At 74.3% G+C, this 11,337-nt stretch carries 5 protein-coding genes; 3 read left to right on the forward strand and 2 right to left on the reverse strand.

What is annotated here, in order from left to right:
• Window positions 1-11: 11 nt before the first annotated feature.
• Genes ACQ1X7_RS09275 through ACQ1X7_RS09285 form a run of 3 tightly spaced genes read left to right on the forward strand, consistent with a single transcriptional unit; the run spans window position 12 to window position 6,568 of the window.
• Window positions 12-5,399 (forward strand): DUF6531 domain-containing protein, encoded by a 5,388-nt coding sequence (locus ACQ1X7_RS09275; RefSeq protein WP_432477897.1) that lies wholly within the window; start codon window positions 12-14, stop codon window positions 5,397-5,399.
• Window positions 5,400-5,434: 35 nt separating this feature from the next.
• A complete protein-coding gene (locus tag ACQ1X7_RS09280; RefSeq protein WP_432477898.1) occupies window positions 5,435-5,977 on the forward strand; it encodes a hypothetical protein in 543 nt (180 codons plus the stop codon).
• A 30-nt stretch (window positions 5,978-6,007) separates the two neighbouring features.
• Complete coding sequence (locus tag ACQ1X7_RS09285; protein WP_432477899.1) at window positions 6,008-6,568, forward strand: hypothetical protein; 561 nt, start codon at window positions 6,008-6,010, stop codon at window positions 6,566-6,568.
• Between the two features lie 15 nt (window positions 6,569-6,583).
• Here ACQ1X7_RS09285 and ACQ1X7_RS09290 read toward each other — a convergent pair whose 3' ends face one another.
• Both ACQ1X7_RS09290 and ACQ1X7_RS09295 read right to left on the reverse strand, forming a co-directional pair.
• Entirely contained in the window at window positions 6,584-6,922 is a 339-nt protein-coding gene (locus ACQ1X7_RS09290) for a hypothetical protein (protein ID WP_432477900.1), read from the reverse strand.
• Between the two features lie 26 nt (window positions 6,923-6,948).
• On the reverse strand, window positions 6,949-11,301 hold the full coding sequence (locus ACQ1X7_RS09295; RefSeq protein WP_432477901.1) for an FtsK/SpoIIIE domain-containing protein: 4,353 nt from the start codon (window positions 11,299-11,301) through the stop codon (window positions 6,949-6,951).
• Window positions 11,302-11,337 lie beyond the last annotated feature (36 nt).

Below are 11,337 nucleotides of genomic sequence, written 5' to 3' on the forward strand. Positions count from 1 at the left end.
AGGAGCGAGACGTGGCTGATCTCGGGGCGATCGAGGAGGACGTCCGCTTCGACTACGGGGCGGCGGACCGGCTGGCGTCGCTGTGCGACAGTGCCGCCGGCGTGATCGACGGCCAGGCGGGCTCCCGCGCGTCCTGGAAGAACACGGCGCTCACCGAGTTCCGGGGCCACTTCTCCCAGCTGTTCCGCAGCAACGCCTCCGTGGCCGCGGCCGACGCCGCCGAGCTGGCCGACCGGCTGCGCGAGGTCGCCGGCTTCACCCGACGGTTGAAGGAGGAGGCCGAGAAGGAGCAGGAGCGCCGCGAGACCGCCCGGCAGTGGAAGCAGGAGCAGGACGACCGCAACCTGTGGGACAAGGGGGTCGACGCGGTCTTCGGTGGCGACGACCCGCCGGTGGGTCCGCCGGCGGCCGAGCCGACGTTCCCGGTTTCCGCGTCGCGCAACGGCACCCGCGAGACCCCCGCGCCCGGCTCGGGCGGCGGCGGGGGTGGAGGGACGTCCTCGGCCAAGCCGGAGGACCTGCGGTCCTTCGCCACCGGCTCCCGGGGCGCCAACAACACGCTGCGGCCCAAGGTGGCGACCTGCCGGTCGGCCTACTCCACGTTCGTCGCCGGCTGCGGCTGGGGCCGGCTGGAGGCCTCCGGCGTCTTCGCCGGCTTCGACACCTACGTCGACGCCAACGAGGAGGACGTCCGCTGGGCCACCGTGGTCGCCGACGCGTTCGCCGCGGCGGGTGGTGAGGGTGCGGTGTCGACGCTGTCGGACTCCGCGCTGATGGCCACCCTGCAGGCCGCCGGGCTCTCCGCGACCCGCCAGGACCTCGTGATCGACCCACCCACGGCCTACGGCTCTCCCCCGACCACCGGCTACGCCAACGACCCGGTCAACACCGCCACCGGCAACTTCCTCGAGAACGAGGTCGACCTCTCCTTCCCGGGCGGGGCCGGAACCCTGGCGCTCGCCCGGACCTACAACTCCTTCGACACCGGGACCGCTGCGTTCGGGCCCGGCTGGTCCTCGTGGACCGAGGCCGGCCTGGCCCTCGACGACGAGGCGGCCCGGCTCCGCCTGCCCGACGGCCGGGTGATCGTGTTCCCCCGGCTCGGCGACGGCTGGGACCGCGCCACCGGCGAGAGCATGTGGCTCGACGCCGTCGACGGCGGCTTCCGGGCGCGCGACAACGACGGCCGCACGTGGGACTTCACGGCCGCCGGTGAGCTGCACGCCGTCGCCCGCGGACACGGCACCCGGGTGACGCTCACCCACGACGGGGGCCGCCTGGTGCGCCTCGACCACGAGCGGGGCCGGTCGATCGAGCTGGCCTGGCGCGACGAGGTCGTGGTCGCCGCCACCTCCTCCGACGGTCGCCGGGTCGACTTCGGCTACGACGAGCACGGCAGGCTGACCACGGTCACCACGCCCAGCGGCACCCGCACCTACCGGTGGAACGACGCCGGCCTGATCGAGGCCGTCACCGACGCCGACGGCGTGCTGGAGGCGGAGAACGCCTACGACGCCCAGGGCCGGGTCACCACCCAGCGCTCCCAGCACGGCCGGCTCACCCGCTTCGCCTACCTGCCGGGCAACGTCACCGTCGTCTCCGATCCCGACGGAAGCCGCTCCAACACCTGGATCCACGACCACCGCGGTCGGCTGATCGGCGTCGTCGACAGCCACGAGCAGCGCCAGTCCACCTCCTACGACCCGCACGGCAACGCCGTGCTGGTCACCGAGCGCGACGGCGCCGTCACGGTCCACGAGTACGACGACCGCGGCCGGCGTACCCGCACCGTGACCCCGACCGGCGACGACCTCACCTACGGCTACGACGACTCCGACCGGGTCACCGCCGTGGTCACCGAGTCCGGCGCCACCACCGGCTACACCTACGACGAGTCCGACCCGGCGTCGCGCAACCCGTCGACGATGGTCGACGCCGAGGGCGGCGAGACCCGGTTCACGTGGAAGTCCGGGCTGCTGGTGGAGGTCGTCGACCCGGTGGGGGTGACCGTCCGCTTCGACTACGACGACCACGGCGACCTGGTCGCGACCACGGACGCGCTCGGCAACACCGCCCGCCTGGAGCGCGACACCACCGGCCGGGTGATGGCCGCCGTCACCCCGTCCGGTGCCCGCACCAGCTACTCCTACTCGCCCTCGGGCCACCTGGCCTCGCGTCGCGACCCCGACGGCGCGGTGTGGCGCTACGAGCACACCACCGCAGGCCGGCTCTCCGCCGTGGTCGACCCCACCGGCGCGCGCACCGAGATCGAGCACGGCACCCACGGCGACGAGGCCCGCACCATCGACCCGCTGGGCCGCGCCGTCACCCGGCACCTCGACGACCTCGGCAACCTCGCGAGCGTGGAGCTGCCCGACGGCTCCCGGTGGGAGTTCACCCACGACTCGCTGTCGCGCCTGGTCGCCACCACCGACCCCACGGGCGCCACCTGGGAGCGTGCCTACGACCCGGCCGGCGAGCTGGTCGCGGCCGTCGACCCGACCGGCGTACGCCAGAGCGTGACCTCGGACCGCGCCTCCGGCAACGTCACGGTCAACGGTGCCGGAGCCTCGGTGTCGGCGCGGTTCGACCCCCTCGGGCGTCCGCTGTCCTCGGAGAATCCCGACGGCTCCGCAGCCCTCACCACCTACGACCGCTGCGGTCGCCCCGTCGAGCTGCTCGACGCCGAGGGGTCGCTCACCCGGATCCGGCGTGACGCCGCAGGGCGGGTCGTCGAGGTGGTCGGCCCCACCGGTGGTTCGACCCGCCACGAGTACGACCCCTGCGGTCGGCTCTCGGCCACGGTCGACGCGATGGGCGCCCGGACCACCTTCCACTACGACGCCGACGGTCGCCTCGTGCGCCGCGGGCTCCCGACCGGTGAGGAGGCCTGGACCGAGTACGACGTGTGCAGCCGCGTCGTCGCGCGGTTCGAGCCCGGCCGCGGAGTGGCCCGTTATCGCTACGACGCCGCCGGCCGGGTCGTCGAGTCCTCCGACACCTGGTTCGGCCGCCGCAAGTACCGCTACGACGCGGCCGGTCAGCTCGTCGAGGTGGTCAACGGCAACGGCGGGATCACCCGCTACGACTACGACGCCAACGGCCGGGCCGTGGCGATCACCGACCCGCTGGGCCACACCACCCGGCGCGAGTTCGACGCGATGAACCGGTGCGTGGCGGAGACCGACCCGCTGGGCCGGACCACCCGAGCGGGCTACGACGCCGCCGGCAGGCCGCTGTGGCAGGAGGACCCGGCCGGCACCCGGATCTCCTGGACCTACGATGCGGCCGGAGTCGTGTCCTCGACCGAGGTGGACGGCCGTACCGTCTCGGCCATCGAGCGCGACGTCCGCAACCGCCGGGTGACGCTGCGCGACCACACCCGCGCCGACGGCCGTGAGGTCGTCCACGAGCTCGGGTGGAACGCCCGCAACCAGCTCGTCTCGCGCGGCCGCGACGGACGCACCCTCTCGTGGGCCTACGACGCCGCGGGCCGCCGCTCCTCGATGACCACCCCCGACGGCCACCGCACCGACTACACCTGGGACGAGGCCGGGCGGCTCACGGCCGTCGACCACCCGCTGCTCGGTCGCGCCGTCCTCGAGCGGGACGCCGCGGGCCGGCTCGTGCAGGCCACCGCCGACGGCATCATCCAGAGCTGGGAGCACCGCGACGGCTTCGTGGTCGCCCACACCGTCACCGACGCCCAGGGCGCGACCCGCACCCTGGTCTCGCGGGACGACGCGGGGCGGATCACCGGGCTCGACCGCGACGGCGTCACCGCGACGTTCGTGCACGACGAGGCCCTCCAGCTGGTCGAGGCCCGGGGTGCCACGGTGACCCGCTGGCGGTTCGACGCCGCCGGCCGCCTCGTCGCGCAGTCCCGCGACGGCGAGCAGGTGGAGCACTCCTACGACGCCGCCGGCCAGCTCCTCGAGAGTCGTGCCGGTGACGGCTCGAGCGCCCGGCACTCCTACGACGCAGCCGGTCGCCGGACCCGCACCGAGCGGTCCGACGGCTCGGTGCGGCAGTTCGGCTGGTCGGCGACCAGCCGGCTGACCCACGTCGTCGACGACACCGACGACGGTGCCGGGGAGCGGCGTACCCACGTCCACGTGGACGCGACCGGAGAGCTGGCCGACGTCGACGGCACCGAGGTGTTCTTCGACGCCGCACAGGCCTACGCGCCCTCGCTGGTGCAGGTGGGGGACACCCCGGTCGTCTCGGCCGGCCCGGTCACCGGCATCGGCGACACCTGGACCACGCCGGGGTGGCGCTCCAGCCGCGGCACCGGCAACGACCCGTGGCCGTCGATCGTCGCCGCACAGCTGCCGTCCGGCCTCGCGATCGGTGCGGCCGGCGAGCTCGAGGTCGCCGGTCTCGAATGGCTCGGCGCCCGGGTCTACGACCCCGCCTCCCGCGGCTTCCTCACCGTCGACCCGCTCGACCCCGTGACCGGGTCCGGGTGGTCCGGCAACCCCTACTCCTACGCCGGCAACGACCCGCTCCACCTCCTCGACCCGACCGGGCTGCGCCCGGTCACCGACGCCGAGCTGGCGGCGTACGCCGCGGCGAACAACGGCGCGCTGGCGGCCGCCGGTGACTGGGTCAAGGACAACTGGGAGTACCTCGCCGGCGGCGCCATGGTGATCGCCGGTGGTGTGCTGGTCGCGACGGGGGTCGGTGGTCCCGCCGGCATGATGCTGATCTCGGCCGGCGCCGACACCATCATCCAGAAGGCCACGACCGGGAGCGTCAACTGGGGCCAAGTGGCCATCTCTGGCGCCTTCGGAGCCTTCGGCGGCACCGGTGTGGCCCGCTCCCTCGGCGCCAACACGCTGCTCAAGCAACGGATCGTCGGAGGCATGATCTCCGGAACCGCGAGCGGTGCGACCGGCGGCGCCTACTCCTACGCGACCGGGCCCGGACCCCACACCCCGGGCGGCTTCGTCCGGGCGACCGCCTTCGGCGGTGGCACGGGTCTGCTCACCGGCGGGGCCGCCGGAGGCTTCGGGCACGCCGTCGACGCCGGGGCGATGCGCTACCTGCCCCGGACCCAGGTCATCCCGGAGCCGGACCTCGCCACCCAGGGCCGCGAGCTGCTCGGCGACCCCGGCAGCACCGTGGTCCTCGGTCGCCAGCCGGACACCGCGGTCGCCCAGGGTTGGGACGGCCACACCGTGCTCGACACCCCCAACTGGAGCCCCGAGCTGAACGACGAGTTCGTGCGTGGTGCCGTCGACTACCAGCGCCCGATCTACCTGGCCAGTCCGGTCGAGGGCAACATGGTGACGCAGGGCGGCCCGCGCGACGGGCTGCCGACGGTCTACGCCACCGAGCTGAACATCCTCGACGACGCCGGGTACACGCGCTCGGGCGACTACATGGTCGGCCCGTAGCCCGCGGGTCCCGGGCGCCGTGGGAGGGTGGTGACGTGAGCGCACCGGTGCTGCAGCTGCTCGACGCCTATCCCCCTGGTGGCGACGACGAGCGCCGGCAGTGGGCGTCGGAGGTGCGAGCGAGCCTCGAGGAGCGGCCGGAGGCCTGGGTCGCGGCCGTCGGCCCCCCGGGGTCCGACGGGCTCACGGAGCGGCGCGCCTGGGTGCTGCTCGGGTGGGCCGAGGTGACGACCGGTGACGTGGTCGCCACCTCCCGGCCCGACCTGATCGAGACCGTCGCCCTCGCCCTCGCCCTGCTGGAGGCCAGCCCCCTCGACCGTCGCGACGTGATGGTCGTCGGCATCCTGCTCCACCGCGCCGCCGTCCTGACCGACGCCGACTTCGAACAGCGGGTACGCCGCGGGTGCGCCCGCGCCGGCGTCCTCGGGGAGCGCTGCCTCGAGTGGCTGCCGGGCATCACCGACCGGCTGCCGAACACCCACGAGGAGGTCGGCCACGGTCCCACCTTCGCCTTCCGTCGCAAGCCGCCGGCGTTCGACCCCGCTGCCCTCGAGCGCAAGCTGGCCCGGGGGGACTGACGGGATGCGCATCCCCCGAGGAGGCACCAGATGAGCACGGAGCGCGACGACCGCGGGACCGGGGGGTCCGGGGACGTGTGGCCGGCCTACGTGCGCTACCCGCTGATCGTGGTGCTGGCCGGTGCAGGCCTGATCGCCGTCGTGGTCGCCCTCTACGACGCGGGCTGGCTGCCGATCGCGGGGCCGTTCGCGGCCGTGGTCATCGCCGCCGTCCTCGTCTACCTGGTGACCTGGTGGCGCGCCCGGAGGCTGCGCCGGCTCTCCACCACGGCCGCCGAGCAGCTGCAGTCCGTCGTGGCGGCGCTCACCGACGAACGCAGGCTCGCGGCTCCGGCGCGCCCGACCCGGGCTTCCGACGCCTCCCTCGACCAGGCCCGCACCCAGGCCGAGGGCGCGCTGCAGCAGCTGGCGTGGGGGCACGAGCAGGGCGCCGTCCCGCTCCTGGTCGACCTGGGCGACGTCGCCCGACGCGACTGGGCCGACGAGGCGCCGCTCTCGCGCCAGGTCGCCGACCTCGACGACACCGCGACCGAGCTGGAGCGGGTCGTCCGGCGGATGCTGGAGACGGCTGCGCGACGCAGGAGCTCCTGACCCCGGGCCCCCCGGTCAGCACTCGTAGGCGTCCTCGATCGCGTAGTCGGCCCCGGCCTCGTCGCTGTCGAAGACCAGCTTGGCGCAGCCACCGTCCTCGGTGTTGACCACCAGGAAGTCGTAGGTGCCGGTGACGAGGGCGTCGGTGTCGCCCTCCCAGGGGTTCTCCGTGAGCGTGGTGGTGATGTCGTTCCCGGTCTCCTCCGACTGCGACCGGATCGCGTCGCCGACGACCTTCCCGTCCTTCTCGGCCTGGGCGACCGCCTCTCCGCCGCCGCATCCGGCGAGCACCGCGACGCAGACGGTGGAGGTGGCGACGGCCTTGAGCATGGCCGTGGTGCGGGTCCCGAGCATGGAGTGCCTTTCGTTCTGGTGGGGGGTCAGGTGGAGGGGCGAGCGGCCTGGAGGAACTCGAGGGTGCCGCCGCTGGCGGCGTAGCCGCGACCGACGGTCATCGCGACCGGCGCCCGGCGGGGCAGGGTGCCACCGACGAGCTCGCCGTCGTAGTCGACGTTCGGCTGCAGCAGCACACCGCACCGAGACTTGCGGACCGTCTTGGTCCAGTGGCCGTAGAGCGTGCGCAGGTCGTCGGAGCGCCCGGCGGCGACCACCAGCAGGTCGGTGGGACGCGCCGAGAGCAGCCCCGCGAACGCCTGGTCGGTGTCGTCGAGCTGCTCGGCGTCGTCGACCAGGAGGACCAGGCGGCCGCGGTGGACCCGGGCCGCGGCGAGCAGGGCGGCCAGGCCGTCGTCGCCGACGGCGACCCGGCCCAGACCCGCCTGCGCGAGCGGTGAACGACGACCGCAGATCCCCCACACCGCGAGATCGACGCCGTCGGCCGCGGCGCCCTCGCGCAGCGCCTCGGTCATCGCCAGCAGCAGCGTCGACTTCCCCGAGCGCGGCGGGCCGGCGACGAGCACGTGCTCGCCCTCGTACGCCTCCAGCATCGCCGGTTCGAGGTCGGACTCACGGATGCCGACGGGGATCCGCCACGGCTCGCCGGCGAGCTCGGCGCGGACCCCGAGCTCGGACACCGTGACCTGCTCGGGCAGCTGGCCGACCACGGTCGGCTTCGGCCCGAACCCGGACCACCGGGACGCGACCTGCTCGACGGCCTCGGCCAGCGACGACGACGGCGACGCCACGTGCGTCTGGAGCTTGGTCTCGGCGAACACGCAGCGACCGGCCACGGCAGCGGGCGCGAACTTCGCCGGCACGCCCGCCGAGGCGTAGTCGTAGGTGTCGGCCAGCCGGAACAGCCACTTCTGGGTGGTGACCTCGTCGAGCGCCGCCGGCACCGACTTGGCGCGCGAGGTCGTGGCGGCGAACCACATCCCCACGTCCGGGCCGTCGGCGTAGGCGCGGTAGAGCCCGTCGAGCAGCTTGATGCCCTCGAAGTCGTCGTACTCGTCGCGCAGGGCGGCCAGGCCGTCGACCAGCACCAGCGTCCGCCGGTGCGGGCCGGGGGCGGTACGGCGTCGGTCGAGCTCGGCCCGCAGGTGCTTCATCAGCCGGACCTGCTGCTCGCGCGCGGCCGAGCCCGAGCCGACGTACGCCGCGGTGTGGGGCAGGCCGGTGAGCGGCTCGAGGTCGCGCGAGCCCATGTCGAGGACGATCAGGTCGAGGTCGTCCGGGGCGTGCTCGGCGGCCAAGGTGAGCGCGATGGTCGCCAGCGCGGTGCTGGTCCCGCTGCCGGGGATGCCGAGCAGCAGCAGGTTGCCGCGATCGAGGTCCCAGCCCACCGGGATCTGCCGCTGCCGGTCGGGGTCGTCGGCGAGCGCGACCTGGACCGTCGCGCCGGCGACCGACCCCACAGAGCGGACGTCGCTGCCGACGGGCTGGGTGACCGCCAGCTCGAGGTGCTCGCCGAGGGGTTCGGGCCAGACGGGTCGGGGCGGCGCGTAGCCGGCGTCGGAGTTGGCGGCCACGACCGCGTCGATCAGCAGGTCGAGGTCGGTGGGCGCCTCCTCGTCGACCGGGGTGCGCGGCTCGGACCGCTCGAGCACCTCGCCGAAGCCGATCGGGTGGGCGTCGACGAGCGTGGACGCCGAAGCCTCGGCGCGGCCGGTCACCAGCGCGGTCTGCACGGGCGTGATGTCGTCCTGGCCGAGCTTGACGAAGGCCCGGCCCATCTGGGTCCGCCCGATCGCCGAGGCCGCCGGCACCCCGACGACGTTGACCGAGTCGTCGCGGCTCTGCACCCTCAGCGCCACCCGCAGGTTGGTGTTGGCGAGGATGTCCTCGTTCACCACGCCCGCGGGGCGCTGCGTCGCGAGGATCATGTGGACGCCGAGCGTACGGCCGACGGCGGCGACGCTCACCAGCGAGGAGAGGACGTCGGGGTACTCCTTGGCGAGCATCGCGAACTCGTCGACCACCAGCAGCAGCCGCGGCATCGGCCGCTCGGGGTTGGTCGCGAGGTAGGCGTCGAGGTTGTCGATCCCCTCGCCCGCCTCGGCGAAGACCCGCTGGCGGTAGTGCATCTCGGCCTCGAGCGCGCGCAGGGCCCGGTCGGCCAGCTGCTCGTCGAGGTTGCTGACCGTGCCGATGGTGTGGGGCAGCCGCTCGCAGGTGGCGAACGCCGCACCGCCCTTGAAGTCGATCAGGATGAAGGTGAGCCGGGTGGGGTCGTTGCGGGCGGCGAGGCCGGCCACGAGGGAGCGCAGGAACTCGCTCTTCCCGGAGCCCGTCGTCCCGCCGACGAGGCCGTGCGGGCCGTCGCGGACCAGGTCGATCTCGTAGCTGCCGCTCTCGCCCACGCCGACCGGGGTCGAGATCCGGCTGGAGGCCGCCCAGCTCTTCCGGATCGCCTCCGCTGTCATCTCCTCCAGGCCCAGCAGCGGCGAGAGTCGGACCAGGCCGGGGAGCGCTGCCCCCGGCACGACCAGCTCGGGGTCGTCGAACCGGGCCAGGTCCGTGGCGCAGCGCCGGGCGGTGTCGATGTCGAGCCCCGCCAGGATGACGTCGTCGACCGTGGTCAGGTCATCGGGGCGGGTCACCGTGCCGTGGGCGTCGGCCTGCACCCGGACGACGGTGGTGCACGAGGCGGGGAGCTGCTCCTCGTTGGCCGCGATCACGATGCCGGAGACCTGGGTGCCCCGGTCCTGGTGGACCAGGCCGGAGTCGGTCGGGCGGCCGTGCCCGAGCAGGCTGCGGGCGGGTGCGTCGCGACCCTCGGTGAGCACGTCGGAGTCGATCACGAGCAGCACGGCGGGGGTGATGTGCGAGTCGATGCCGTCGCGGAGGCTGCGCAGCAGCGCCTCGCTGCGGCCGCGCTGCGCGGAGAGCCACTGCCCGCCGGCACCGTCGCCGACGTGGCGTACGTGGGGCAGCCACGTGGTCCACTGCCACGCCTCGTCGCGGCCGGTGTCGCAGAACACCCCGACCGTGAGGTCGGCCGGGCCGCAGTGCACGGTCGCCTGGCAGACCAGGCTGCGCGCGACGGCCAGCGCCCCCTCCCGGTCGCCGACGATGCCGACGACGCCGGCGTCGGTCAGGTCGACCTCGACGGGTGCCGCGAGCACGCGCGTGCCCGTCACCACCTCGCGCACCTCGTCCTCGAGCTTGGTGCCGGACTGGGAGTCCAGGGGCGGGTCCCACCTGACGTCGCCGACCCCGGCGTGCAGGCGGAGCAGCTCACCCGCACCGGGTCGCCGCTGCCACAGCTTGGTGGTCGGCAGGGCGGCTCGCCGGATCACGCTCGCGGGGTCGGGGACCTCGTCGCGACGCCGGGCACGCTCGGTGCTCGTCGCCTCGTCGAGGTCGTCGCGGAAGGAGTCGAGCGCCGCGGTGAACCGCTCCTCCTCCTCCTCCACGTCGGTCCGGCGGCGCCGCTTCTGCTCCCACCAGGTGCCGACGGCGATCACCGGGCTCATCAGCGCGATCACGGCCATCCGCGGGCCCATCATCATCACCATCACCACGGCCAGCAGCAGCGGCGCGACGACGGTGGCCATGCTGAACCGGCTGGGCGGCGGCGGGTCCTTGTGGGCCGGCGGCACCACCGGGTCCGCTGCGGGCGGACGGCCCGGGCGCGGTGGCCGGTTGAACGGGGCCGTGCCGGCCGTGGTGACGTTGTGCAGGCTGCCCGGAGCAGGGGCCGGGGTCTCGGCGAGGTCGCGGCGCAGCGTGATCGCGCTGCCACCCACGACGACCACCGCGTCTCCGGTGACGAAGATCCCCTCCTCGGGGACCTTGACGCCGTCGACGAAGGTGCCGTTGGTGGATCCGTCGTCCTTGATCCTCAGGCCGTCGCGGGTCTCGGGCGCCGGCTTCGGCTCGTCGTCCGCCTTGGCCTTCTTGCCCTCGGCCGGTTCCTCCGGCTCCTCGCCCACCGTCTCGGTGGCGTGCTCGACGGTGGCGTGGCTCCACGACGCGCTCGCCGAGTCGACGGTCAGGTCGGCCTGGGGTGAGCGCCCGATGAGCAGCGCGCGCTTGGTCGGTACGGCGACCGTGCGGCCGGCGGTCAGCCCGCCCGACATGATCGCGACCCAGCCGCGGAACGTCTGGGGGGTGCCGCGCGGGGAGCGGGCGACCCGCGTGCCCTCGAGGAGCAGCAGGTCGGACAGCCGCGCGTTCGCGGTGTGCTCGGCGTCGTCGACCCACAGCGGCTCGTCGCCGGGCACCTGGGTGCCGCAGACCGCCTCGACGAGGTCGGCCAGGGTCGCGGTCTCGGCGTGCTGCGACGTCTCGACCTCGTGGCGTACCCCGTCGAGCTCGACCGCGAGTCGCACGCGTCGCCCTCCTCTTCCTCGGTGGTCGCTTCCCTG

It is taken from the genome of Nocardioides sp. GXQ0305 (genome assembly GCF_050880345.1).
Taxonomy (GTDB): Bacteria; Actinomycetota; Actinomycetes; order Propionibacteriales; family Nocardioidaceae; genus Nocardioides.